The organism is Streptomyces lasalocidi, from assembly GCF_005280215.1.
GTDB classification, from domain to species: Bacteria; Actinomycetota; Actinomycetes; order Streptomycetales; family Streptomycetaceae; genus Streptomyces; species Streptomyces longwoodensis.
In genome coordinates this window covers 5312039-5337757 of sequence record NZ_SZNQ01000001.1, presented here as the reverse complement: position 1 = coordinate 5337757, position 25719 = coordinate 5312039, and the positions used below count along the sequence as shown (strand labels likewise).

At 74.2% G+C, this 25719-nt stretch carries 21 protein-coding genes; 15 read left to right on the top strand and 6 right to left on the bottom strand.

Annotation, left to right across the window (positions count from 1 at the left end):
* Window positions 1-69: 69 nt before the first annotated feature.
* The 4 genes from gcvH to E4U91_RS24140 all read left to right on the top strand — a co-directional run bounded on the left by gcvH (window position 70) and on the right by E4U91_RS24140 (window position 3833).
* Complete coding sequence (gene gcvH, locus E4U91_RS24155) at window positions 70-447, top strand: glycine cleavage system protein GcvH (RefSeq protein ID WP_137308775.1); 378 nt, start codon at window positions 70-72, stop codon at window positions 445-447.
* Window positions 448-464: 17 nt separating this feature from the next.
* On the top strand, window positions 465-1733 hold the full coding sequence (glyA, locus tag E4U91_RS24150; protein WP_137308774.1) for a serine hydroxymethyltransferase: 1269 nt from the start codon (window positions 465-467) through the stop codon (window positions 1731-1733).
* Between the two features lie 91 nt (window positions 1734-1824).
* On the top strand, window positions 1825-3192 hold the full coding sequence (locus E4U91_RS24145) for an L-serine ammonia-lyase (protein ID WP_137308773.1): 1368 nt from the start codon (window positions 1825-1827) through the stop codon (window positions 3190-3192).
* Window positions 3193-3275: 83 nt separating this feature from the next.
* Window positions 3276-3833: a glycoside hydrolase family 25 protein gene (locus E4U91_RS24140; RefSeq protein WP_137308772.1), complete on the top strand. Its 558-nt coding sequence runs from the start codon at window positions 3276-3278 to the stop codon at window positions 3831-3833.
* A gap of 87 nt (window positions 3834-3920) precedes the next feature.
* On the opposite strand, the gene E4U91_RS24135 is transcribed toward E4U91_RS24140, so the two are convergent.
* Window positions 3921-4661, bottom strand: a complete 741-nt coding sequence (locus E4U91_RS24135) for an NADPH-dependent F420 reductase (RefSeq protein WP_338326706.1) — start codon at window positions 4659-4661, stop codon at window positions 3921-3923.
* 31 nt (window positions 4662-4692) lie between these two features.
* A complete protein-coding gene (locus E4U91_RS24130) occupies window positions 4693-5379 on the bottom strand; it encodes a FadR/GntR family transcriptional regulator (protein ID WP_137310982.1) in 687 nt (228 codons plus the stop codon).
* 202 nt (window positions 5380-5581) lie between these two features.
* Between E4U91_RS24130 and E4U91_RS24125 the strand changes: the two genes are divergently transcribed.
* Both E4U91_RS24125 and E4U91_RS24120 read left to right on the top strand, forming a co-directional pair.
* Window positions 5582-7381 (top strand): 2-isopropylmalate synthase, encoded by a 1800-nt coding sequence (locus E4U91_RS24125; protein WP_137308770.1) that lies wholly within the window; start codon window positions 5582-5584, stop codon window positions 7379-7381.
* A gap of 5 nt (window positions 7382-7386) precedes the next feature.
* Complete coding sequence (locus E4U91_RS24120) at window positions 7387-8181, top strand: ABC transporter ATP-binding protein (protein ID WP_241678884.1); 795 nt, start codon at window positions 7387-7389, stop codon at window positions 8179-8181.
* 55 nt (window positions 8182-8236) lie between these two features.
* Here E4U91_RS24120 and E4U91_RS24115 read toward each other — a convergent pair whose 3' ends face one another.
* Window positions 8237-8449 carry an EF-hand domain-containing protein gene (locus E4U91_RS24115; protein ID WP_137308768.1) on the bottom strand — a complete coding sequence of 71 codons (213 nt, stop codon included), beginning with the start codon at window positions 8447-8449 and terminating at the stop codon, window positions 8237-8239.
* A 164-nt stretch (window positions 8450-8613) separates the two neighbouring features.
* On the opposite strand from E4U91_RS24115, the gene E4U91_RS24110 reads away from it, so the two are divergent.
* The gene (locus E4U91_RS24110; RefSeq protein ID WP_137308767.1) at window positions 8614-9255 is read left to right on the top strand and encodes a GNAT family N-acetyltransferase; all 642 of its coding nucleotides are present in this window, start codon (window positions 8614-8616) and stop codon (window positions 9253-9255) included.
* A gap of 23 nt (window positions 9256-9278) precedes the next feature.
* On the opposite strand, the gene E4U91_RS24105 is transcribed toward E4U91_RS24110, so the two are convergent.
* The 3 genes from E4U91_RS24105 to glgX form a co-directional block, all read right to left on the bottom strand.
* A complete protein-coding gene (locus E4U91_RS24105; RefSeq protein ID WP_137308766.1) occupies window positions 9279-10490 on the bottom strand; it encodes a YncE family protein in 1212 nt (403 codons plus the stop codon).
* Window positions 10490-11293, bottom strand: coding sequence for a polysaccharide deacetylase family protein (locus E4U91_RS24100; protein ID WP_137308765.1), 804 nt, complete (start codon window positions 11291-11293; stop codon window positions 10490-10492). The genes E4U91_RS24105 and E4U91_RS24100 overlap by 1 nt, the downstream gene beginning before the upstream one ends.
* Window positions 11294-11428: 135 nt before the next feature.
* Window positions 11429-13660 (bottom strand): glycogen debranching protein GlgX, encoded by a 2232-nt coding sequence (gene glgX / locus E4U91_RS24095; RefSeq protein ID WP_137308764.1) that lies wholly within the window; start codon window positions 13658-13660, stop codon window positions 11429-11431.
* 153 nt (window positions 13661-13813) lie between these two features.
* Between glgX and E4U91_RS24090 the strand changes: the two genes are divergently transcribed.
* From E4U91_RS24090 to E4U91_RS24055, 8 genes are all read left to right on the top strand, one after another.
* Window positions 13814-15055, top strand: a complete 1242-nt coding sequence (locus tag E4U91_RS24090) for a L,D-transpeptidase (protein ID WP_137308763.1) — start codon at window positions 13814-13816, stop codon at window positions 15053-15055.
* 256 nt (window positions 15056-15311) lie between these two features.
* Window positions 15312-16544 carry a L,D-transpeptidase gene (locus tag E4U91_RS24085; RefSeq protein ID WP_137308762.1) on the top strand — a complete coding sequence of 411 codons (1233 nt, stop codon included), beginning with the start codon at window positions 15312-15314 and terminating at the stop codon, window positions 16542-16544.
* 83 nt (window positions 16545-16627) lie between these two features.
* On the top strand, window positions 16628-17395 hold the full coding sequence (locus tag E4U91_RS24080; protein WP_137308761.1) for an enoyl-CoA hydratase/isomerase family protein: 768 nt from the start codon (window positions 16628-16630) through the stop codon (window positions 17393-17395).
* A gap of 224 nt (window positions 17396-17619) precedes the next feature.
* A complete protein-coding gene (locus E4U91_RS24075) occupies window positions 17620-18123 on the top strand; it encodes an ATP-binding protein (RefSeq protein ID WP_137308760.1) in 504 nt (167 codons plus the stop codon).
* Between the two features lie 131 nt (window positions 18124-18254).
* The gene (locus E4U91_RS24070) at window positions 18255-20069 is read left to right on the top strand and encodes an ABC transporter ATP-binding protein (RefSeq protein WP_137308759.1); all 1815 of its coding nucleotides are present in this window, start codon (window positions 18255-18257) and stop codon (window positions 20067-20069) included.
* Complete coding sequence (locus tag E4U91_RS24065; protein WP_137308758.1) at window positions 20066-21940, top strand: ABC transporter ATP-binding protein; 1875 nt, start codon at window positions 20066-20068, stop codon at window positions 21938-21940. The genes E4U91_RS24070 and E4U91_RS24065 overlap by 4 nt, the downstream gene beginning before the upstream one ends.
* A gap of 42 nt (window positions 21941-21982) precedes the next feature.
* On the top strand, window positions 21983-23749 hold the full coding sequence (locus E4U91_RS24060; protein ID WP_137308757.1) for an ABC transporter transmembrane domain-containing protein: 1767 nt from the start codon (window positions 21983-21985) through the stop codon (window positions 23747-23749).
* Entirely contained in the window at window positions 23746-25572 is a 1827-nt protein-coding gene (locus E4U91_RS24055; RefSeq protein WP_241678674.1) for an ABC transporter ATP-binding protein, read from the top strand. Before E4U91_RS24060 ends, E4U91_RS24055 begins: the two co-directional genes overlap by 4 nt.
* Window positions 25573-25719: the final 147 nt, after the last annotated feature.

The window sequence follows — 25719 nt, the reverse complement described above, 5'->3', positions numbered from 1 at the left end:
GCAGGTCACGCGTGCCGCCGGCAGTCCCCTCTTCACCAGCACTCCCCCGCGTACAGGAGAATTCAGGCCATGAGCAACCCCCAGCAGCTGCGCTACAGCAAGGAGCACGAGTGGCTGTCGGCCGCCGAGGACGGCGTGTCGACGGTCGGCATCACGGAGCACGCGGCCAACGCGCTCGGCGACGTCGTCTTCGTCCAGCTCCCCGAGGTCGGTGACACGGTGACCGCGGGCGAGTCCTGCGGCGAACTGGAGTCCACCAAGTCGGTCAGCGAGCTGTACGCGCCCGTCTCCGGTGAGATCACCGCGGTCAACCAGGACGTCGTGGACGACCCGGCACTGGTCAACTCCGCCCCGTTCGAGGGCGGTTGGCTGTTCAAGGTACGGGTCACGGACGAGCCGGACGACCTGCTCTCCGCCGACGACTACACCGCCTTCACCGCCGGCTGAGGGCTGAGGACCATCGCATGTCTGTTCTGAACACGCCCCTGCACGAGCTCGACCCGGAGATCGCCGCCGCGGTCGACGCCGAGCTGCGCCGCCAGCAGTCCACGCTGGAGATGATCGCCTCGGAGAACTTCGCGCCGCTCGCGGTGATGGAGGCCCAGGGCTCGGTGCTCACCAACAAGTACGCCGAGGGCTACCCCGGCCGCCGCTACTACGGCGGCTGCGAGCACGTCGACGTGGCCGAGCAGATCGCCATCGACCGGGTCAAGGACCTGTTCGGCGCCGCCTACGCCAACGTCCAGCCCCACTCCGGCGCCTCCGCCAACCAGGCGGCCCTGTTCGCGCTGGCCCAGCCCGGGGACACCATCCTCGGCCTGGACCTCGCCCACGGCGGCCACCTCACCCACGGGATGCGGCTGAACTTCTCCGGCAAGCAGTTCAACGTGGTCGCCTACCACGTGGACGACGCGTCCGGCCTGGTCGACATGGCCGAGGTCGAGCGGCTCGCCAAGGAGCACCGCCCGAAGGTGATCATCGCCGGCTGGTCGGCGTACCCCCGCGAGCTGGACTTCGCGGAGTTCCGCCGGATCGCCGACGAGGTCGGGGCGTACCTGTGGGTGGACATGGCCCACTTCGCCGGCCTGGTGGCGGCGGGGCTGCACGCCAACCCCGTGCCGTACGCCGACGTGGTGACCTCCACCACCCACAAGACGCTCGGCGGCCCGCGCGGCGGCATCATCCTGGCCCGCGGCACGGACTTCGCCAAGAAGCTCAACTCCGCCGTCTTCCCCGGCTTCCAGGGCGGTCCGCTGGAGCACGTGATCGCGGCGAAGGCCGTCTCCTTCAAGGTCGCCGCCTCCGAGGAGTTCAAGGAGCGCCAGCGCCGCACCGTGGACGGCGCCCGCATCCTCGCCGAACGGCTGACCGCGGCGGACGCCCGGGAGGCCGGGGTGAACGTCCTGTCCGGCGGCACCGACGTGCACCTGCTGCTGGTCGACCTGCGGGAGTCCGAGCTCGACGGGCAGCAGGCCGAGGACCGCCTCCACGAGGTCGGCATCACGGTCAACCGCAACGCCGTCCCGAACGACCCGCGGCCCCCGATGGTCACCTCGGGCCTGCGCATCGGCACCCCCGCCCTCGCCACCCGCGGCTTCACCGCCGAGGACTTCACCGAGGTCGCCGACGTCATCGCCGAGGCGCTCAAGCCGTCCTACGACGCCGAGGCCCTCAAGGCCCGGGTCACCGCCCTGGCCGAGAAGCACCCGCTGTACCCCGCTCTGGGCCAGTAGTTCCCGTTTCCGCCGGGCGCCCCGCACACTCGTGAGAGGGCGGGGCACCCGGCAGGCATCTCGCACCACCCCCCGTATTGAGGAGTCACCCGTGGCCATCTCGGTCTTCGACCTGTTCTCGATCGGCATCGGCCCGTCCAGCTCCCACACGGTCGGCCCGATGCGCGCCGCGCGCATGTTCGTGCGCCGCCTGCGCAACGAGGGGCTGCTGCCCTCCGTCGCGTCGGTGCGCTGCGAGCTGTACGGCTCGCTGGGCGCGACCGGCCACGGCCACGGCACCCCGAAGGCGGTGCTGCTGGGCCTGGAGGGCGACTCCCCGCGCACGGTGGACGTGGAGACGGCCGACGAGCGGGTCGCCGCCATCCGGGAGACGGGACGGCTGCGGCTGCTCGGCGAGCACGAGGTCCCCTTCGCCTTCGACGACGACCTGGTCCTGCACCGCCGCAAGGCGCTGCCCTACCACGCCAACGGCATGACCGTATGGGCGCACGACGCCGACGGCACGGAGCTGCTGACCAAGACGTACTACTCGGTGGGCGGCGGGTTCGTCGTCGACGAGGACGCGGTCGGCGAGGACCGGATCAAGCTCGACGACACGGTGCTGAAGTACCCCTTCCGCACCGGCGACGAGCTGCTGCGGCTGACGAAGGAGACCGGCCTGTCGATCTCCTCGCTGATGCTGGAGAACGAGCGCGCCTGGCGCACCGAGGACGAGATCCGGGCCGGCCTGCTGGAGATCTGGCGGGTCATGCGCGAGTGCGTGGGGCGCGGGATGAGCCGCGAGGGCATCCTACCGGGCGGTCTGAAGGTCCGCCGCCGGGCCGCCGTGACCGCGCGGCAGCTGCGCGCCGAGGGCGAGCCGCTGGCCCACGCCATGGAGTGGATCACGCTCTACGCGATGGCGGTGAACGAGGAGAACGCGGCCGGAGGCCGCGTGGTGACCGCCCCGACCAACGGCGCGGCGGGCATCATCCCGGCGGTCCTGCACTACTACCTGGACTTCGTGCCCGGCGCCGACGAGGACGGCGTGGTCCGCTTCCTGCTCGCCGCGGGCGCGATCGGCATGCTCTTCAAGGAGAACGCGTCCATCTCCGGCGCCGAGGTGGGCTGCCAGGGCGAGGTCGGCTCGGCCTGCTCGATGGCGGCGGGCGCGCTGGCCGAGGTGCTCGGCGGCACCCCGGAGCAGGTCGAGAACGCGGCCGAGATCGGCATGGAGCACAACCTCGGCCTCACCTGCGACCCGGTCGGCGGCCTCGTGCAGATCCCCTGCATCGAGCGCAACGGCATGGCCGCGGTCAAGGCGGTCACGGCGGCCCGCATGGCGATGCGCGGCGACGGCTCCCACAAGGTGTCCCTGGACAAGGTCATCAAGACGATGAAGGAGACGGGCGCGGACATGTCCGTCAAGTACAAGGAGACGGCCCGCGGCGGGCTGGCGGTGAACATCATCGAGTGCTGAGCCCGGGACCCGAGGAGTCGCGCGTGCCAGGGTGGGGCATCAACAACTCCCCTTGCCCCACTCACCCTTGAGGAGCTCCCCGCATGCTCCGTGGCATCGACGTCAGCGCGTACCAGTCCGCCTCCTACGACACCGACGGCCTCTCCTTCGTCTTCGTCAAGGCGACCGAGGGGCGCAGCTACACCAATCCCCGGCTGGCCGCACAGGTCAAGCGGGCCCGGGACGCCGGGCTGGTGGTCGGGTTCTACCACTTCCTGTGGCCCGGGAACCTCACCGCGCAGGCGGAGTACTTCCTGTCCAAGGCCCCCGACCGGCCCGGTGACCTCCTCGCGGTCGACTGGGAGACGACCGGGGAGGGCACCCACGCCTCCACCGCCGAGAAGGACCGCTTCCTGCGCAGGCTGAAGGAGCTCCGGCCGGACAACCGGGTGCTGCTCTACTGCAACCGGAGCTTCTGGCTGAACGTCGACACGACGTCGTACGCCGGTGACGGCCTCTGGATCGCCGACTACGTGAGCGCCGGCCGGCCCCGGATCAAGGCCGCGTGGCGCTTCCACCAGTACACGGACGACCCGGTGGACAAGGACGTCGCGCACTTCGCGAGCAAGGCCGCGCTGCTGTCCTGGGCCGGGAGCGCCTGACCCGGCCGGGGCCGTCCGCGCGGGTGCGGCCCGCCGGGCACCCCGGCGCGGGTGTCCGGCGGGCCGTTCGCGCACGGTGGGGGCGGTTCAGCCGCGGAAGGCCGCCGGGCGCTCCGGGCTCGCCTCGTCCAGGGCCTTCCGCACGTCGGCCACGCCCCCGCGCAGTCCGTACACCGGGGTGTCGGGCTGCTGGCGCCAGGAGTCGTCGAGGCCGCCGGCGTCGACGGTGTCGAAGCCGAGTTCGTCGATCAGCGCCCGGACCTTCGCCTTGGCGGCCTCGTCGTCGCCGGCCACGGGCAGGGCGACGCGGTCGGGGGCCCCGGCCGGGCGGTGGCGGTCCAGGATGTCCTGGGCGTAGGTGCCGTTGAACGCCTTGACGACCGGGTGGCCGAGGTGGCGTTCGGTCCAGCGGCTCTCGGTGAGGCCCTCGTCCTCGATGCCGGCGATCCGGCCGTCGCGCTGCTGCGGGTAGTAGTTGCCGGTGTCGATGACGGCGACGTCGTCGGCCGCCTCGTCGAACAGCCCCCGGGGCAGGTCCGGCACCGCCTTCAGCGGGACCGTGACCACCACGACCTCCGCCCCGCGGGCCGCCTCCTCGACCCTGACCGGGGTCGCGCCGGTCTCCTCGGCCAGCTCCGTGAGCGTGTGCGGGCCACGGGAGTTGGCCACCGAGACGTCGTGGCCGAGGGCGGTGAGCCGCCGGGTGAGGTTGCCGCCGATGTTGCCCGCACCGATGATGCCGATCTTCATGCCGGACCCTTCCAGGTTGCTTGCACGTGCATCTTCCTGGTGGGGCTCAACCCCGGGGGTGCGCGGGGTATTCCGCAGGCGGGGCGAACGGGTGACGACGTTCGGCCCGCTACCCCCGGGCCCCGCCGAACGGGTCCTCCAGCTCGGCCCCCAGGATCCGCGCCGCCTCCTCCGCGTCCCCCCGCGCCACCGCCCGCAGCAGGGCCGCGTGGGCGTCGTGGCCCGTCGCGGGGTCCTCGGTGCGCAGGGTGGTCAGGGTCAGCAGGTCGGTGAGGCCGTCGCGCAGGACGGGGGTGAACTCGCGGAACAGGTCGGCCAGTACGGGGTTGTGCGCGGCGGCGACCACGGCCGCGTGGAAGGCGATGTCGGCGTCGACGAAGGCCGTGTCGTCCGCGTCGGCCGCGGCCAGCCGGCCGGCCAGGGCGCGCTCCATCGCCGTGATGTCGTCCGGGGTGCGGCGGTGCGCGGCGAGCCGGGCCGCGTGGACCTCGACGGCCGTGCGGACCTCGTAGACGTCGGTGACGGCGGCCCGGCGCAGGCGCGTGGGCCAGTCCTCGGCCGGCTCGGTCGCGGTGACGAAGACGCCCGCGCCCTGCCGCGGCCGCACCAGCCCGGCGCCGGCCAGCGCACGCAGCGCCTCGCGGACCGTGGAGCGGCCGACGCCGAGTTCGCGGGCGAGGGTGGTCTCGCCGGGCAGCCGGGTGCCGACGGGCCACGCGCCGCTCGTGATCTGCTCGCGCAGGCGGGCGGCGGCCTGTTCGACCAGGGGACTGGGACGGACGGAGCCCAGGGGCACGGTGGTCACCACCCTTCGGGGGGCGGGGCTCCGGCATCCGGAACCCACTTGTCTGAGGAGCTGAGGTGTGCGTAGCGTACCGCCCATGACGCTCCGCGGTCTCCTTCTCGGCTGCCGCGGCGGGGCCTGACGCGACCGGCACCCCGCCGCGGGACGCCGTGCTGCCGGTCACCGTCCGACCAGACGAAGGCAGCGACCGCAGATGACCACCCCGATCAGTCCCGCGAGCACCGCGAGCACCGCGAGCACCGCGACCCCCACGAGCCCGGGGGTCCCCGCGCCGGGCCCGACGCCTCCCCCGCCCGCCTGGAACCCTCAGCGCCCCGGCGGCATGCCCCACCACCGCTACCGGCCCTACGACGAGCGCGTCCACGTGCCCGTCACCGAGCGGGCCTGGCCCTCCGCCCGGATCCGCCGGGCCCCGCTGTGGGTCCCCGTGGACCTGCGGGACGGCAACCAGGCGCTGGCCGAGCCGATGGACCCGGGCCGCAAGCGCCGCTTCTTCGACCTGCTGGTCGCCACCGGGTTCAAGGAGATCGAGGTCGGCTACCCGTCCGCGAGCTGCGCCGACTTCGACTTCGTACGGCACCTGGTGACCGACGGGGCGGTGCCGGACGACGTCACGCCGGTGGTGTTCACCCCGGCCCGCGCGGACCTGATCGACCGGACCTTCGAGTCGATCGCCGGGCTCCCGCGGGCCGTGGTGCACCTGTACATCGCGACCTCGCCGGTGTGGCGGGACGTGGTCCTCGGCCGCGGCCGGGCGCAGGTGGCGCGGACGGTGCGCGCGGCCGCCGAGCGGATGGCGCGGCGGGCCGGGGACGACGGGCGGGTCCGGTTCCAGTTCTCGCCGGAGACCTTCAACCTCACCGAGCCCGACTTCGTCCTCGAACTGTGCGACGGGCTCACCGCGTTGTGGGACGCGAGCCCGGACCGCCCGGTCACCCACAACCTCCCGGCGACCGTCGAGATCGCCACCCCGAACGTCTACGCCGACCAGATCGAGTACGTGCACCGCCACCTGGCCCGCCGGGACGCGGTCGTGCTGTCCGTCCACCCGCACAACGACCGCGGCACCGGTGTCGCCTGCGCCGAACTCGCCCTGCTGGCCGGGGCGCAGCGGGTGGAGGGCTGCCTGTTCGGCAACGGCGAGCGCACCGGGAACGTCGACCTGGTGACCCTCGCCCTCAACCTCTTCACCCAGGGCGTCGACCCCCAGCTCGACCTGGGCGACATCGACCGGGTCAGGGCGACCGTGGAGCACTGCAACCGGCTCCCGGTGCCCCCGCGCCACCCGTACGCCGGTGACCTCGTCCACACCGCGTTCTCCGGCACCCACCAGGACGCGATCAGCAAGGGGCTCGCCCACCACGCCCGCAGGGCCGCCGAGTCGGGGGTCCCGGAGAACGAGGCACCCTGGGAGGTGCCGTACCTGCCGATCGACCCGGCCGACCTGGGCCGGTCGTACGAGGCGGTGATCCGCGTCAACGCGCAGTCGGGCAAGGGCGGGGTGGCGTACCTGCTGCGCGTGCACCACGGGGTGGACCTGCCGGAGCGGATGCGGCCGCAGTTCGCCCGGGTCGTGCAGCGGGTGACGGACGACAGCGGGCGGGAGGCGACCCCCGAGGAGCTGTACGGGCTGTTCCGGGCGGCCCACTTCGACGGGGGCCCGGTCCGGCTGGCCTCCTGGTCGTGCCACCCGGACGGCCCGGACGGGCACCGGTTCGCGTGCACCCTGGAGACGGACGACGGCACGACCGGCGAGCGCACGAGCGGTGACCACCAGGGCACCGGCGCCGGTCCGGCGGCCGCCTTCGCCGACGCGCTCGCGGGCGGCACCGGGCGCGCGGTCGACGTCCTGGAGGTCGTCGAGCGCGGGGGCCTCACCTTCGCCGAATGCCGGGTCGACGGCGTCGCCGTCTGGGGCGCGGGCGAGGGCGCGACGGCGCTGGAGGCGGGCGTGCGGGCGGTGCTGTCGGCGGTGAACGGGGCGCTGCGGTGAACGCGCTGCCGCAGGACGTGGTGCTGTGCGCGCGGGACGTGCACGTGGTGCGGGACGGGCGGCCGATCCTGCGGGAGGTGTCCCTGACCGTGCGGACCGGCGAGCACTGGGCGCTGCTCGGCGCGAACGGCGCGGGGAAGTCGACCCTGCTCGGCCTGCTCGGGGCGCGCACCCATCCGTCCCGGGGCTCCGTCGACGTGCTGGGTCGGCGGCTCGGGCGGGTGGACGTACGGGAGGTGCGCGCGGACGTCGGTCACGTCGACCCGCGGCACCCGCTGACCGAGCCGCTGCGGCTGCGGGACGTGGTGCTGACGGGGGTGACCAACTCGGTGGCGCGACTGCCCCGTTGGCGTCCGACGGTGCAACAGGAGCGGCGGGCGGACGACTTGATCGGGACGCTGGGGCTGGCCGCGCTGAGCGGAGCGCGCTGGCCGACGCTGTCGCAGGGTCAGCGCGGCCGGACGCTGATCGCCCGCGCGCTGATGCCCGAGCCCCGGCTGCTGCTGCTGGACGAACCGGCGACGGGCCTGGACCTGCCGGGCCGGGAGCAGCTGATCGAGGCGCTGGCGTCGCTGCGGACGGCGCACCCCCGGCTGGCGACGGTGCTGGTCACCCACCACTTGGAGGAGCTGCCGCCGCACACCTCGCACGCGCTGCTGCTGCGGGACGGGCGGGCGCTGGCCCAGGGGCCGGTGGCCGGGGTGCTCACCGGGGACCGGGTCGGCACGTGCTTCGACCTGCCGCTGGAGCTGGAGCGGCACGGGGGCCGCTGGAGCGTGCGGATCGCCCGGCGTCCGTGAGGGGCGGCAAGCGGGGGGCCTTCCGGGCGTGTGCCGGAGGCCCCCGTGCGCCGCGTCACTTGTTCAGGTAGGTCCAGAACTCGTCGAAGGACAGGACCTTGTCCCCGTTGAGGTCACGGGTCTTGATGAGGACCTCCGCGACCGACTCGGTGACGTTCCAGTCGCCGCCCTGTGCGAGGGCGGTCTTGAACTCCGCGGCGGTGATGAAGCCGTCCCCGTCCGTGTCGATCCGCTGGAACTCCTTGCGCGCTGCTTCGATGTCCGCCACCGATCCGCCCCTTTTGTCGCTTCTGCTCGCGTGTGTCATGTCGTGCTGGCGTAGTGCCGCAGGTCAGATTAACGGCCCGGGGGACCCTGCCGTCCCCCGGAGCGGGTCTGGGAGGCTGGGCGGGCGGCCGCGGCGGCCGCGTGGACGGACCTGAGGAGCGCGTGGTGGGGCGGACCCTGGGCGGCATCCTGGACGCGGCGGCCCGGGGCGTCTTCCCGCCGGCGGACGGCCGTACGACGGTGCTGCCGCAGCCCTCCGACCGGGACGCGGGGGTGCTGTCCTTCACCGCGCACTCCGTGGTGTTCACCGACGAGGACCCGTGCTGGGTGCGCGACACGCTCGCCGGCCTGGACTGCGACCCGCTGGCCGCGACGATGAACCCACGGTTCCTGGCGGCCCTGATGGACCGCACCGGGCGCGGCTGCGAGACGGTCGACGCGGTGCTGGTCGGCTCCCCGCTGCCGGGCGGGCCGCCGCTGCCGCTGAAGGAGATCGAGGACGCCGACCACCCCCGGGTCGGGTACGCCCGGGGCCGGCGCGACGACGTGCGCGCGTGGACGGCGGACGGCGGGGTGCTGGTGACCGGGCGCGGGGTCGCGGGGCGGCTGGAGGTCTCGGTCGAGATCGACGAGGACGTACGGGAGCGGGGGCTCGGGCGGCTGCTGGTGACCGCCGCCCGGCACCTGGCCGGGGAGCCGCTGTGGGCCCAGGTGGCGCCGGGGAACGCCCGCAGCCTGCGGGCGTTCCAGTCGGCAGGCTACCGGCCCGTGGGGGCCGAACTGCTGCTGCGGCGCCCGGACGCCTGAGCGCGGGGCGCCGCGCGGGGGGGTCAGCGGAAGACGCCGGTGTGGCCCAGGGAGTAGCGGCCCGGCTGGGGGTAGACGGCCAGCCCATGCGGGCCGCTGCCGACCTTGATCCGGGCGAGCTGGGCGCCGGTGCGGGTGTCGATGGCGTACACCTCGGCGTCGTACCGGCCGGACAGCCACAGGACCTTGCCGTCGGCGGAGACGCCGCCCATGTCGGGGCTGCCGCCGCCGGGCAGCCGCCACTTCTTGGTCAGCGCGTTGCGGGTGAAGTCGAAGACGGAGACGGTGCCCTCGCCCCGGTTGGAGATGTACATCTCGCGCGAGTCGCGGCTGACGTAGAGCCCGTGGCAGCCCTTGCCGGTGGGCAGGAACGCGGGCGGGGCGAACGTGTCGCCGTCGAGGACCCACACGCCGTTGGCGGTCATGTCGGCGATGTAGAAGCGCTTGCCGTCCGGGGAGACCTTGACGTCCTGCGGCATGGCGCCCTTGAACGGCAGCTTCTGCTGGCCCACCACCTTCATCCTCGCGGTGTCGACCTTCAGCAGCTCGCCGCTGAACTCGCAGGAGACGATGAAGTACCGCCCGTCGGCCGAGAAGTCGGCGTGGTTGACGCCGTAGCAGGTCACCGGCTCGGTCCTGACCCGCTTCATGCTGTGCGCGTCGCGGAAGACGAGCTCGCGGTCCAGGGAGGCCATCACCACGGCGTACTTGCCGTCCGGCGTGAAGTACAGGTTGTACGGGTCGTGCACGTCGACCGGCTTGCCCGCCTTGCCGGTGCGCGGGTCGATGGGGGTGAGCGTGTTCCCGCGGTCGTTGTTGACCCACAGGGTCTTCAGGTCCCAGGACGGCACGACGTGCTGGGGCTGGCGGCCCACCGGGATCGTCTCGACGACCTTGTACGTCTTCGGGTCGATCACGGTGACCGTGTCGGACTCGGTGTTGGGGACGTAGACCCGGGAGGGGAAGTCCTTGACCACCGGGGACAGCCGGCCCGGCCGGTCGGCCGCGTAGACGTCCCGGGGGTCGAGCAGGGGCGGCATGCCGGGCAGGCCCTTGGCGACGGCCGGGGTGGCGGCCGGTGTCCCGGCGGGGGCGGCGGCCTTGGTCGTCCCGCCGGCCGCGTGGCCGGTGGCGTGGTCCCGGCCCTGGGTGCCGCAGGCGGCGAGGGCGAGCAGGCAGCAGCCGGCGGCCAGGGCGCGGCGCAGGGCGGGTGCGGGTGTGGGGTGTGCGTGCATCAGCTCAGCAGCTCCGTGGTGGTGACCGCGTGCAGTTGGCGGCGGCCGAGTTCTTCGAGGACGGCGGGGAGCGCGGCGAGCGTGTCCGGGTAGCCGAAGTGCAGGCTCACCACGGACCCGTTGCGGACCTCGCCGAGGACCTGCCGGGTGACGGCGGGGCCGCCGGGGGACGTGAAGTCGCGGGAGTCCACGTCGTACGACAGGACGTGCGGGTAGCCGGCGGCGCGGGCCAGCCGTTCGACGAGCGGGGAGGCGCGGGCGGCGCGGGAGGGGCGGAACCAGGTGCCGATCGAGCCGGTGAGCCGGCGCAGCCGCTCGGCGCAGCGGGTGATCTCGTCCCGGGCCGCGGCCTCGGGCAGGGCGTTGACGTCGATGTGGCGGTGGGTGTGGTTGCCGAGGTCGTGGCCGCCGTCGAGGACGCGGCGGGCCAGCTCGGGGTGCTCGTCCAGCCAGGTGCCGACGGCGAGGACGGTGACCCGGGCGCCGTGCCGCTCGGCCTCGGTGAGCAGCGCGCGGGCGAGGGCGGGGTCGCCCTGGCCGTGGAAGGTGAGGGCGACGCGGGGCCGGTCCCGGGGGCCGTGGCCGATCTGGGCGGGCTGACCGGGGAAGGCGCGGGGGGCGGGGGCGGCGCGGGTGGGGACGCGGGCCGCGGTGAGCGTGGGCGGGGCGGGTGACGTGCGTGACGTGGACACGGAACGGTCGGCGTCGGGCGCGGCGCACGCCGGGGCGAACGCCCCGGCGGCGACCAGCCCGGCACCCGCCCGCAGCGCGGCACGACGGTCGGTGGGAGTCACCCGCACCATTTAAGGGGCAAAGGGTGTGAAATCGGCTGATTCACCCTCGCGTACGGTGTGAAAGCCCCCGTCGGCTCACCGACCCTGCCGGCTCACGGCACCGCTCGGCCTCACCGCGCCGCTCGGCTCATCGCGCCGCTCGGCTCACCGCACCCGCAGCAGCAGCACCGACCGCGCCGGCACGGTGATCGCCGTCCCCGCGGGGTGCGTGACGCCCGGCTCCCCCGCCTGGTCCTCCCGGGAGGTGTCGACGACCAGCTCGTACTCCTCCGCCCACGGCGGGCCCGGCAGCGCGAACGACGCCGGGCGCTCCCCCGCGTGCAGCACGGCGAGGAAGCTGTCGTCGACGACGGTCGCGCCCCGGTCGTCACGGCCGGGGATGTCCCGGCCGGAGAGGTACATGCCGAGGCCGGCCGCGGGGGCGTACCAGTCGTCCTCGGTCATCTCCGTGCCCCGGGCGGTGAACCAGGCCAGGTCGCGCAGGCCGTCCGCGGAGTGCGGGCGGCCGGAGAAGAACGCCCGGCGGCGCAGCACCGGGTGGCGGTGGCGCAGCGCGATCAGCCGGGAGGTGAGGTCGAACAGCGCCTTCCAGCCGGGGTCCTCCAGCAGGCTCCAGTCGATCCAGCTGATCTCGTTGTCCTGGCAGTAGGCGTTGTTGTTGCCGCGCTGGGTGCGGCCCAGCTCGTCGCCCGCGACCAGCATGGGCACGCCGGTGGACAGCAGCAGGGTGGTCAGCAGGTTGCGCAGCTGGCGGCGGCGCAGCGCGTGGATCCGCTCGTCGTCGGTCTCGCCCTCGGTGCCGCAGTTCCAGGCGCGGTTGTCGTCCGTGCCGTCGCGGTTGCCCTCACCGTTGGCCTCGTTGTGCTTGCGCTCGTAGGACACCAGGTCGCGCAGGGTGAAGCCGTCGTGGGCGGTCACGAAGTTCACCGAGGCGTACGGGCGCCTGCCACCCCAGGCGTACAGGTCGCTGGAGCCCGACAGGCGGTAGCCCATCTCCCGCACGTCGGGCAGCGCGTGGCGCCAGAAGTCGCGGACGGTGTTGCGGTAGCGGTCGTTCCACTCGGTCCACAGCGGTGGGAAGGCGCCCACCTGGTAGCCGCCCGAGCCGACGTCCCAGGGCTCGGCGATCAGCTTCACCCGGCGCAGCACCGGGTCCTGGGCGATGACCGCGAGGAACGGGGAGAGCATGTCGACGTCGTGCATGGAGCGGGCCAGCGCGGCGGCGAGGTCGAAGCGGAAGCCGTCGACGCCCATCTCGGTGACCCAGTACCGCAGGGAGTCCGTGATCAGCCGCAGCACGTGCGGCTGCACCACGTGCAGGGTGTTGCCGCAGCCGGTGTAGTCCGCGTACCGGCGGGCGTCCGGCTGGAGGCGGTAGTAGCCGCGGTTGTCGATGCCCTTCAGGGACAGGGTCGGGCCCAGCTCGCCCGCCTCCGCGGTGTGGTTGTAGACCACGTCGAGGACGACCTCGATGCCGGCCGCGTGCAGGGCGCGCACCATCCGCTTGAACTCGCCGACCTGCTGCCCGGTCGTCCCGGAGGAGGCGTAGCCGGCGTGCGGGGCGAAGTAGCCGATGGAGTTGTAGCCCCAGTAGTTGCGCAGCCCGCGGCGCAGCAGGTGGTCCTCGTGGGCGAACTGGTGGACGGGGAGGAGTTCCACGGCGGTGACGCCGAGCTTCACCAGGTGCTCGATCGCCGCGGGGTGCGCGAGCCCGGCGTAGGTGCCGCGGAGCTCCTCGGGTATGCCGGGGTGGAGCCGGGTGAAGCCGCGCACGTGCAGCTCGTAGAGGACCGTGTCGGCCCACGGGGTCTTGGGGCGGCGGTCGTCGGCCCAGTCGTCGTCGTCATGGACGACCACGCCCTTGGGGACGTGCGGCGCGGAGTCGCGCTCGTCGCGCACGGTGTCGGCGACCTGCTGCTGGGGCCAGTCGCGCACGTGCCCGTACACCTCCGGCGGCAGGCCGAACTCGCCGTCGACGGCGCGGGCGTACGGGTCGAGGAGCAGCTTGGCCGGGTTCCAGCGGGCGCCGGTCCACGGGTCCCAGCGGCCGTGCACCCGGTAGCCGTAGCGCTGGCCGGGCATGACGCCGGGCACGAAGCCGTGCCAGATCTCGTGGGTGAGCTCGGTCAGCCGGGCGCGGGTCTCGCGGCCCCGCTCGTCGAACAGGCACAGCTCGACCGCCTCGGCGCCGCCCGCCCACAGGGCGAAGTTGGTGCCGGCCACCCCGTCCGGGCCGGCCCGGAAGCGGGCGCCGAGCGGCGTGGACGCTCCCGGCCACACCGGCACCCCGGGGGTCCTGCGCCGGTCCCCGTTCACCACGGCGGCCGGCGTGGAACGCCCCTCCGCCACGGCCTCCTGCTCGGCTGCGCTGGACACCGTTCAGCCCCTTCGGTCGGCTCCTGGTACGGCGTGGCCACGGTGGTCCGGCGTCCCGGCCCGGCCCCGCGTCGCGTCGTCCTCCCCCTGTTCTGCCCAGAGGTTGCGTCGCACTCACGTTTCCCCGGGGCGCACCCCGTCGTTGGGTTCCTCGTGAGGCACGAAACTGGGCGCGCGCGACGCGTGGGGACCGCACTGGCCGCCGTGGTGACGGGGGCGGCACTCCTCGCCGGGGCGAGCGGCTGCACGGGGGACGGCAGGAGCGGACTGGACCGGATGCTGGGCGGGCCGCCCCCGGCCGGGGACGTCATCCGGGTCACCCCGGACGACGGCGCCCGGGGCGTGCGCACCGGACAGCGGCTGCGGGTGCGGGTGCCGGACGGGCGGCTGGAGTCGGTGCGGGTGACGCGCGTGCAGGACGCCCGGGAGAGCGAGGTGCCCGGCCGGGTGTCGCGCGACGGGCTGACCTGGGCGCCGGACGAGGACCGGCTCGCGCTCGCCGCCCGCTACGCGGTGGACGCGGTGGCCGTGGACGGCGACGGCCGCCGCTCGGCCCGGCACACCTCGTTCACGACGCGCGTCCCCGACGAGCGCTTCGTCGCCTACGTCACCCCGGACGACCGCTCGACGGTGGGCACCGGCATGATCGTGTCGCTGCGCTTCAACCGGGAGATCGAGGACCGGGCCGCCGTGGAGCGGGCCGTACGGGTCACCGCGTCGCCGGCCGTGCGGGTGCGCCCGCACTGGTTCGGCAGGGGCCGGCTGGACTTCCGCCCCGAGGACTACTGGCGGCCCGGCACCCGGGTCACCGTCGCGCTGCGGCTGCGTGACGTCGAGGGGGCGCCCGGGGTGTACGGGCTCCAGCAGCGCGCGTTCTCCTTCACCGTCGGGCGCGACCAGGTCTCGCTCGTGGACGCGGCCCGGCACACCATGCAGGTGCGGCGCGACGGACGGCTCGTGGCGACGGTGCCGATCACGGCGGGCGCCCCGGACACCACCACGTACAACGGGCGGATGGTCGTCACGGAGATGTTCGAGGTGACCCGGATGAACGGGGCCACGGTCGGGTTCAAGAAGGCCGACGGCAAGGGCGAGTACGACATCCCCGACGTGCCGCACGCGATGCGGCTGACCGAGTCGGGGACCTTCCTGCACGGCAACTACTGGGCGCCCTACGCCTTCGGGAAGGTCAACGTCAGCCACGGGTGCGTGGGGCTGCGGGACGTCAAGGGCGGCAGCGCGCGCACGCCGGCGGGCTGGTTCTTCGACCGGAGCCTGATCGGGGACGTCGTGGAGGTCGTGCACAGCGAGGACCGGACGGTGGCGCCGGACAACGGGCTCGGCGGCTGGAACATGAGCTGGAAGGAGTGGGTCGCGGGCAGCGCGGTGAACTGACCCCCGAACGCAGACCCGACGCACCCCCGAGGCACCCCCGACGAACCCCGTCACACCCTGAACGCGTCGTGAACGCGTCCTGAACGCGCTGCGCGCACAGCTTCGGCACACGACCCCCACCCGGTGATCGGAGTTGGGACGGAACGGTGACATTCCCGGCCCGGCCACGCCCCTGACCTTGTGGTTACTATGCGCCAGTGCGCGCGGGAGACGCGCAGGGGCGCGGGCCCTGAGGGCCCGGCGAGGGGAGAAACACGTGTACGTGATATCGGGGGCGTCGGCCCACGCGCGCCGCGGGGGGCGGCTGGCGCTGGCCGTCGGCGGTCTGCTGCTGGCGGTGACGGCGTGCGGCGGGGGCGACGGGCCGGACGCCGGTTCCGCTGCCCAGGACGGCAAGGGCAAGCCCTCCGCGCAGGCGGCGAGCGGGCAGTCGGAGGCCGTCGTCACCATCGCGCCGAAGGACGGCGCCACCTCCGTCGACACCAGCGGCGCGCTGAAGGTGGGCGCGGCCAAGGGCAAGCTCACCGAGGTCGTCGTCAAGGACGACAAGGGCGCGGCGGTGGCCGGCGCGATCACCGCCGACGGCACCGGCTGGGCGCCGGCCACGCACCTGGCCGCCGCCACCAAGTACCAGGTGCACGCGGTCGCCAAGGACTCCGCGGGCCGCACGGCCGCCGAGGACTCCTCCTTCACCACGCTGACGCCGGACAACACCTTCATCGGCACCTTCACGCCGGAGGACGGCTCCACGGTAGGCGTGGGCATGCCGTTCTCGGTCCGCTTCACCCGGGGCATCACCCACCCCGAGGCCGTCGAGAAGGCCATCAAGGTCACCACCGTGCCGGCGGTCGACGTACAGGGCCACTGGTTCGGCAACGACCGGCTGGACTTCCGCCCGGAGCAGTACTGGAAGGCCGGCACCAAGGTGACGGTGAAGCTGGACCTGGACGGCGTCGAGGGCCGCGAGGGCGTCTACGGCAAGCAGTCCAAGACCGTGTCCTTCACCGTGGGCCGCAACCAGGTGTCCGTGGTGGACGCCAAGAAGCACACGATGAAGGTCATGCAGGAGGGCAAGGTCGTCAAGACCCTCAAGGTGACCACCGGCAAGCCCGGCTACGCCACCTGGAACGGCCAGATGGTCATCAGCGAGAAGTTCACGGTGACCCGGATGAACGGCGACACCGTCGGCTACGACGGCGAGTACGACATCAAGGACGTGCCGCACGCCATGCGCCTGACCGGCTCGGGCACCTTCGTGCACGGCAACTACTGGGGCGGCGACGCCTTCGGCAACTACAACGCCAGCCACGGCTGCATCGGCCTGCGCGACGTGCGCGGCGGCTACGACAGCGGGGTGCCGGCCGCGTGGTTCTTCAACCACTCGATGGTCGGCGACGTGGTGGTCGTGAAGAACTCGACCGACCCGACGGTGGACCCGTCCAACGGGCTCAACGGCTGGAACCTGTCGTGGGCGGAGTGGACGAAGTAGCAGGGGACGACCCGCACCGCGGGCCCGGTGCTGTGACCCACGGCACCGGGCCCGCGGGCGTTAGTGCCCGTTAACCTGCTGCCATGACCGTGAATCTGGAAGTCGCCGAGGGTGTCGGGACGCTGCGCCTGGACCGCCCGCCGATGAACGCGCTGGACGTGGCCACGCAGGACCGGCTGAAGGAGCTCGCCGAGGAGGCCACGCGCCGCGACGACGTGCGCGCGGTGGTCCTGTACGGCGGCGAGAAGGTGTTCGCGGCGGGCGCGGACATCAAGGAGATGCAGGCGATGGACCACACCGCGATGGTCCTGCGCGCCCGCGCGTTGCAGGACTCCTTCACGGCGGTCGCCCGCATCCCCAAGCCGGTGGTGGCGGCCGTGACCGGGTACGCCCTGGGCGGCGGCTGCGAGCTGGCGCTGTGCGCGGACTACCGGATCGCCGCCGAGGACGCCAAGCTGGGCCAGCCGGAGATCCTGCTGGGCCTGATCCCGGGCGCGGGCGGTACCCAGCGGCTGGCGCGGCTGATCGGCCCGTCGAGGGCCAAGGACCTCATCTTCACCGGCCGGATGGTCAAGGCCGACGAGGCGCTGGCGCTGGGCCTGGTGGACCGGGTGGTGCCGGCCGGCGAGGTGTACGCGCAGGCGCACGCGTGGGCGGCGAAGCTGGCGCAGGGTCCGGCGCTGGCGCTGCGGGCGGCCAAGGAGGCCGTGGACACCGGCCTGGAGACGGACATCGAGACGGGCCTCGCGGTGGAGCGCACGTGGTTCGCGGGCCTGTTCGCGACCGAGGACCGCGAGCGCGGGATGCGCAGCTTCGTGGCGGAGGGCCCGGGCAAGGCGAAGTTCCTCTAGCGACGAGGCGGTTATGGGAGCCTTAAGGCCACCTTAAGGCTTTCTCGTCGAGGGAGCCGGCGCCTTGCCCCGACGACGCGTCGTCACCGCAGGTCGGCGGGTCCGCTCCCGGACTCCTCATGCCGTTGGCATATGACAGGAGCGGGGCGTGGAGCGGGTGCTTCCGGGGGGTGGATTCCCCCGGAACGCCCACGCGGTGGCCACCCGGCGGCCATGATGGGGGCATGGCGGGGCTGGAGGGTGGCGGACAGCCGCGAGGGCACGGCCGTGTCGACGCGGCACGCTGGTCGCCCGCGGTCGAGGACGAACGGGCGCTCAAGGCACTCGAGTTGTTCGGCAACCCGACGGAGGGCGAGATCCAGCTCCCCTCGCGCCCCGAGTCCGCCGCCGGCGCCCGCCGGCTGGCCCAGGTCGTCGTACTGCGCCAGTGGGGACTGTCCCCCAGGATCGCCGAGGACGTCGTCCTCCTCGTCTCCGAACTCGTCGGCAACGCCGTGCGGCACACCGGGGCCCGCGCCTTCGGGCTGCGCATGCGGCGTCCGCGCGGCCGCATCCGCGTCGAGGTCCGCGACCCCTCCCGGGCCCTGCCCTGCCTCCTGCCCGTCCAGGGGACCGACCTCAGCGGCCGCGGCCTGTTCCTCGTCGACAAGCTGTCCGACCGCTGGGGCGTCGACCTGCTGCCGCGGGGCAAGACCACCTGGTTCGAGATGCGGGTCACGGACCGTTGACCCGCCGCGCCGCACGCGGGGCGCCCCCGTGGCCGCCGGCCCGAACCCGCAGGTCGTAGGACCAGCGTCGGAGCCGGGTCCGGGCGAAACTCGCTGGGCGATGTCAGTGGCGATCCGTAGGCTCGCTCCTGATGTCGACGACGCGCGCAACCACCGAAGAGGCCCCCGCCGACGACCGGTCCGCCGTACGGACGCTGCTGCGGCTGTGGCCGTACGTACGGCCGGTGCGGGCACGGCTGTTCACCGCCGCGTTCATCGCGGTCGTCGCCTCCTGCGTGGGGCTCGTCATCCCGCTGGTGCTCAAGTGGATGGTGGACGGGCCGGTCGCCGACCGGGACCCGGGCGGGGTGTGGCTCGGCGCGCTGTACCTGCTGCTGCTCGGGCTGGCCGAGGCGCTGCTGTTCGGACTGCGGCGGTGGCTCGTCGCGCGCCCCCTGTCGCACGTCGAGGCGGAGATGCGCGCCGACCTCTACCGCCACCTCCAGCGGCTGCCGATCGCCTTCCACGACCGGTGGGCGTCGGGACAGTTGCTGTCCCGGGGCACCACCGACCTGATGCTGCTGCGTATGTTCCTGGCGTTCCCCCTGACGTTCCTGCTGGTCAACAGCGTGACGATCCTGGTGGGCCTGGTGATCATGCTGCTCCAGGACTGGACCCTCGGCCTGGTGATCCTCGGCCCCGCCGTGCCCGTGGTGATCACCTGCGTGGTGTTCGAGAAGCGGTACGCCGACGTGGCGCGGCTCGCCCAGGACCAGGTGGGCGACCTGACGACCGTCGTCGAGGAGAGCGTGCTCGGCATCCGGATCATCAAGGGGTTCGGGCGGCACCGCAGTCAGGCCCGGGCGTTCCGGGAGCTGTCGGGGACGCTGCGCGGGACGGAGCTGCGCAAGGCCCGGCTGCTGGCGCTGATCTGGGCGGTCATCGTGACCCTGCCGGAGGTGGCGATCGCGGCCGCGCTGGTGGTGGGCGCGGTGCAGGTCGCCGACGGGGACCTGTCCGCGGGCACGCTGGTGGCGTTCCTGTCCACGGCGCTCGCGCTGCGCTGGCCCGTGGAGTCGATCGGCTTCCTGCTCGCGATGAGCCAGGAGGCGGCGACGGCCACGGAGCGGTACTTCGAGGTGATGGACGAGGAGCCGGAGTCCGCGGGAAGCGTCGAACGGGGGGACCCCGGGACGGCCGGCGCCGGTCTGCGCTTCGACGGCGTCACCTTCCGCTACCCGGACGCTCCCCCCGGCTCCCCTCCCGTGCTCGACCGGATCGACCTGCACATCCGGCCCGGCGAGTCCATGGCGCTGGTCGGGGCCACCGGGAGCGGGAAGACCACGCTCACCGCGCTCGTGCCCCGGCTGCACGAGGTCACCTCGGGGCGGATCACGCTCGACGGGCGGGACATCGCCGGGCTGCCGAGGGACGAGCTGCGCTCCCTGGTGGCCGTCGCCTTCGAGGAGCCCACGCTGTTCTCGGCGACCGTCGGGGAGAACGTCCTCATGGGCGCGGGCGGCGACGCCGGACCCGAGGAGCTGGAGCGGGCGCTCGCCGTGGCCCAGGCCGCGTTCGTGCACGGGCTGCCGCACGGCGCCGACACCCAGGTCGGCGAGCAGGGCCTGAGCCTGTCCGGCGGCCAGCGGCAGCGCCTCGCGCTCGCCCGGGCCGTCGTGGGACGGCCGCGCTTCCTGGTGCTGGACGACCCGCTGTCCGCGCTCGACGTGCACACCGAGGCCGCCGTGGAGGCCGCGCTGCGGCAGGTCCTCGCCGACACCACCGCGCTGATCGTGGCCCACCGCCCGTCGACCGTGCTGCTCGCCGACCGGGTGGCGCTGCTCTCCGGCGGCCGGATCGTCGCCGTGGGCACCCACCAGGAACTGCTGCGCGGCAACGCCGAGTACGCCCATCTGATGTCCGGGGAGTCCGGACAGCCCGGGGAACAGGAGGCCGACCGCCGATGACCGCCCCCAGCACCCCCGCCGAGCCGCTCACCGGCGCGGAGGACGACACCGGCCCCGAGCCCCGGCGCCCGGGCGCCGGCGACCCGTTCGACCGTGACGTCCTGCCCACCCCCCCGGGCGCCACCGCCGCGCTGCTGCGCTCGCTGCTCGCCCCGATGCGGGCCCGCGTCACGGTGACGACGCTGTTGCTGCTGCTCCAGCAGGCGGCCGTGCAGGCGGGCCCGCTGCTGGTGGCGTACGCGATCGACCGGGCCGTCCCCGCGTTCCGGGACCACGACGACACCGGGCCGCTCGTCGCGGTCGGGGCCGGCTACCTGCTGTGCGCGCTGGTCTCGGGCGCGCTGCAGTACGCGTTCATCGCGCTGTCCGCCCGGGTCAACCAGGACGTGCTGCTCGGCTTGCGCGGGCGGATCTTCCGGCACGCGCAGGCGCTGAGCATCGACTTCCACGAGCGGTACACCTCGGGCCGGCTGATCTCCCGCTCGACCACGGACGTGGAGTCGCTGCGCGAGCTGCTGAGCGAGGGCCTGCAGGAACTGGTCACCGTGGTGCTGTCGTTCCTGTACATCTCGGCGATGCTGCTCTGGCTGGACGCGGGGCTCGGGGCGGTCGCGGTGGCGTCGTTCGTGCCGCTGTACCTGCTGGTGCGGCTGTACCAGCGGCGGGCGGGCCGGGTGTACCAGGAGCGGTCGACGCGCATCGCGGCGGTGATCGTGAAGTTCGTGGAGACGATGAACGGCATCCGGCCGGTGCGCGCGTTCCGCCGGGAGGCCGTCAACGACGCCGAGTTCGCGGTGCTGAACCGGCGGCACGAGCGGACCAACGGGGACGCGCTGCTGGAGATGGCCCGGTACGTCGTCGGCTCGCGGCTGGTCGCCAACACGGCGGTCGCCGGGATCGTGCTGTGGGGCGCCCACCGGGTGGCGGGCGGCTCGCTGGAGCTGGGCGTGCTGGCGGCGGCCGTGCTGTACCTGCGGCGGCTGTACGACCCGATCGACCGGCTCGGGATGTTCCTCAACTCCTACCAGTCGGCGGCGGCCTCGCTGGAGAAGATCGCGGGCCTGCTGGCCCAGACCCCGACCGTGCCCGAGCCGTCGGTGCCCCGGGAACTGCCGCCGCGCGCGGGCGGGCACCCGGGCCGCCAGGTGGTCTTCGACCAGGTGAGCTTCGGCTACCGCACCGGCGGCGAGGTGCTGCCCCGCTTCGACCTGACCCTGCCGGCCGGGCAGACCGTCGCGGTGGTCGGCTCGACCGGCGCCGGCAAGTCGACGCTGGCCAAGCTGCTCGCCCGCTTCTACGACCCCTCCTCGGGCCGGGTGCTGCTCGACGGGGTCGACCTGCGCGAGCTGTCGGTGCGCGAGCTGCGGCGCGGGGTGGTGATGGTGACGCAGGAGGCGTTCCTGTTCTCCGGCACGGTCGCCGAGAACATCGCCATCGGCCGGCCCGAGGCGTCCCGGGAGGAGGTCGAGCGGGCGGCCAAGGCCATCGGCGCGCACGAGTTCATCAGCTCCCTGCCCGACGGCTACGACACCGACGTCCGCAAGCGCGGCGGGCGCATCTCCGCCGGGCAGCGCCAACTCGTCGCGTTCGCACGGGCGTTGCTCGCCGACCCCGCGGTGCTGATCCTGGACGAGGCGACCAGTTCGCTGGACGTGCCGGGCGAGCGGGCGGTGCAGCGGGCCATGTCGACGGTCCTGGAGGGCCGTACGGCGGTGGTGATCGCGCACCGGCTGTCGACCGTGGAGATCGCCGACCGGGTCCTGGTGATGGAACACGGCCGGATCGTCGAGGACGGCACGCCGGCCGAACTGGTCGCGGGGACGGGCCGGTTCGCGGACCTGCACCGCGCCTGGCGGGACAGCCTGGCCTGACGCCGGCCGGATCGACGGCACACGACGACACGGGGGTGCGCGGTGATCGACGCCTACGAGGATCCCGGGACGCCCGACCGGCGCGGCGGCGCCCGCTACCTGTGGTGGCTGGTGCGCTGCCAGCCGGGGCGGTCGGTGGCCGGGGCGCTGCTGGCCAGCGTGTGGATGGCGCTGCTGGCCGCCGCGCCGTACCTGCTGGCGCGGGCGGTCGACGAGGGGCTGGAGCCGGGTGACACGGCGGCGCTGGCCGGCTGGACCGCGGTGCTGGTCGTGCTGGGCGCGGTCAACTCCTGGGTGAGCGTCCTGCGGCACCGGACGATGACCCGGGTGCGGATGGACGCCCTGTTCCGCACGGTGAAGGTGGTCGTCGGGCACGCGGTGCGACTCGGGGCCGCGCTGCCGCGCCGGACCGGGGCCGGGGAGGTCGTCACCATCGGCGTGGGCGACGTGCACACCATCAGCACCGCGCTGACGGTGATCGGCCCGGGCGTCGGCTCGGTCGTGGTGTACGGCGTGGTCGCCGCCCTGCTGCTGGCGGTCTCGCCGGTACTGGCCGGCGTGGTGCTGCTCGGGATGCCGGTCGTGGCGCTGCTGGTGGGGCCGCTGATGGCGCGGCTCCAGCGCGCGGAGGGCGGCTACCGGGAGCGGCAGGGCGTGCTCACCGCGCGAATGGGGGACCTCGCGGGCGGGCTGCGCGTGCTCAACGGGCTGGGCGGCAAGGGGCTGTTCGCGGACGCCTTCCGGCGGGACTCGGCGGTGCTGCGGGAGCAGGGCTACCGGGTGGGCGCGGTGGCCAGCTGGCTCCAGGCGCTCGGGGTGGGCCTGCCCACGGTGTTCCTCGCGGCGGTGACCTGGTGCGCGGCCCGGCTCGCCGCGCGGGGCGAGATCAGCGTGGGCGAGCTGATCGCGGTGTACGGCTACGTCGCCGTGCTGGTCGGCCCGGTGGCGTTCCTGGTGGACATGGGCTACCAGCTCAGCCGGGGCGTGGTCGCCGCCGACCGGGTCGCCCGGCTGCTGCGGCTGGAACCGGAGCCGGAGCACGGCAGCGCCGACCCGCCGGCCGAGCCCGCGGTGCTGTACGACCCGGAGTCGGGTGTGCGGGTCGTCCCGGGCCGGCTGACGGTGCTGGCCGCGGCGCACCCCGCGGACGGCGCCGCCGTGGCCGACCGGCTCGGGCGGTACGCGCCCTCGGACGTCACCTGGGGCGAGGTCCGACTGGACGAGGTGGCGCTGCCGCAGGTCAGGGCGCGGATCCTGGTCGCCGGGCCGGAGGCCGACCTGTTCGCCGGGACGCTGCGCGAGGTGGTGTCGGGGCGGCACGAGCGCGATCCGGACGCCCTGGCGCGGGCGGTGCGGGCGGCGGCCGCGGAGGACGTCGTGCAGGGGCTGCCCGAGGGGCTGGACTCACCGGTGTCCGCGCAGGGGCGCAGCCTGTCGGGCGGGCAGCGCCAGCGGGTCCGGCTGGTGCGGGCGCTGCTCGCCGACCCGGAGGTGCTGCTGGCCGTGGAGCCGACGTCCGCGCTGGACGCCCACACCGAGGCGACGGTCGCCGCGCGGCTGCGGGACGCCCGGCGGGGCCGCACGACCGTGCTCACCAGCACGTCCCCGCTGGTGCTCGACCATGCCGACACGGTGGTCCACCTGGTCGGGGGCAAGGTCGCGGCGACGGGCCGGCACCGGGAGCTGCTGGAGCGGGAGCCGGGCTACCGGGCGCTGGTGACCCGGGACGCCGAGCGGGAAACCGGGCAGGACATCGGACCGGACGCCGAAGAGGACGCCGGACAGGACGCCGAGGGGGCGGTGCGGTGACGGGGCAGGGGGACGTGGTCGACGGCGAGGAGGGCACGGCGTCGGCCGGACGGCTGCCGGTCGCCCGGCCCGCGCAGGTGCGGCGGGCCGTGGGGCGGCTCGTGCGGGCCGACCGGCGGGCGTTCGCCGGGGTGATCGCGCTGAACGCGCTGGCCGCCGGCGCGGGGCTGGCCGGGCCGTGGCTGCTCGGGCGGATCGTCGACGTGGTGCGCGACGGGGGCGGGGTGGGCGCGGTGGACCGGCTGGCGCTCGGCATCCTGGTCTGCTCGCTGGCGCAGTTGCTGCTGGCCCGCTGGGCGCGCTACGTCGGCCACCGCTTCGGCGAGCGGACGCTGGCCCGGGTGCGCGAGGAGTTCGTGGACCGGGCGCTGGCGCTGCCCGCGTCGGTGGTGGAGCGGGCCGGCACGGGCGACCTGACCACGCGCGGCACCGCGGACGTGGCGGCGGTCGGCACCACCCTGCGCGACGCCGGGCCCGAGCTGCTGGTGTGCTCGGCGCAGGCGCTGTTCCTGCTGGTTGCGGTGTTCGCGATCGACCCGCTGCTGGGCGCGGTCGGGGTGCTGGCGCTGACGCCGATCGGGTGGGCGCTGCGCTGGTACCTGCGCCGGGCCCGGGCCGGGTACCTGGCGCAGGGCGCCGCCGACTCGGAGGTGGCCGAGGTGCTGGCGTCCACGGCGGCCGGGGCGCGGACGGTGGAGGCGTTCCGGCTGCGCGAGCGGCGGACCGCGGCGAGCCGGGACGCGCTGGAGACCTCGCGCCGGGCCCGGTTCCACACGCTGTACCTGCGGTCGGTGTTCTTCCCGGCGGTGGAGGTGTCGTACACGCTGCCGGTGGCGGGGGTGCTGCTGGTGGGCGGGGTGCTGCACGGGCGGGGCGCGGTGAGCCTGGGCGCGGTGGTGGCGGCCGCGCTGTACCTGCGGCAGTTCACCGAGCCGCTGGACATGATCCTGATGCGGGTGGAGCAACTGCAGAGCAGCGGCGCCTCGTTCGCCCGGGTGGAGGGCCTCGCGCGCTCGCCGCGCGCCGGGGCGGACGGGGACGCGGTGCCCGTGGACGACCGGATCGACGTGACGGGCGTGCGCTACGCCTACGAGCGCGGCGGCGAGGTGCTGCGCGGGGTGGACCTGACCGTGCGGCCCGGGGAGCGGCTGGCCGTCGTGGGCCCGTCGGGCGCGGGCAAGTCGACGCTGAGCCGGCTGCTGGCCGGGGTGGACGCGCCGACCGCGGGCACGGTGACGGTGGGCGGGGTGCCGGTCGCGGGCCTCTCGCCGGAGCGGCTGCGCCGCCAGGTCGTGCTGGTCACGCAGGAGCACCACGTCTTCCTGGGCACGGTCCGGGAGAACCTGCTGATCGCCGAACCGGCCGCGTCGGACGACCAGGTGTGGGCGGCGCTCGGCGCGGTGGGGGCGGCCGGGTGGGTGCGGGGGCTGCCGCTGGGCCTGGACACCCGGCTCGGACAGGGCGGTTGCCGCGCGGACGGCTCGCGGGCGCAGCAACTCGCGTTGGCCCGGGTGGTGCTGGCCGACCCGCACACGCTGATCCTGGACGAGGCGACCGCCCTGCTGGACCCGGCGACCGCGCGGCACACCGAGCGCGCGCTGGCCGCGGTGCTGCGGGGCCGTACGGTCATCGCCATCGCGCACCGGCTGCACACCGCGCACGACGCGGACCGGGTGGCGGTGATGGAGGGCGGCCGGCTGACCGAACTCGGCACCCACGACGAACTGGTGGCGGCGGGCGGCACGTACGCGGCCCTGTGGCGGACCTGGCACGGCGACGGGGCGGACGAACAGCGCACTGCTGAACCGCCGTTCAGTGGATGAACCGTTCGCATAGCGAACCCGAACTCCCGGCCAACGAACCGTTTCCGGTCAACTTCCTGACGCGCCCCTGACAGGAAGCGCGGTCTGCTGCCACTCTTCCCACGGCCGCTCCCACAGGAACCCCACAGCAACAACACAGGAGCGGCC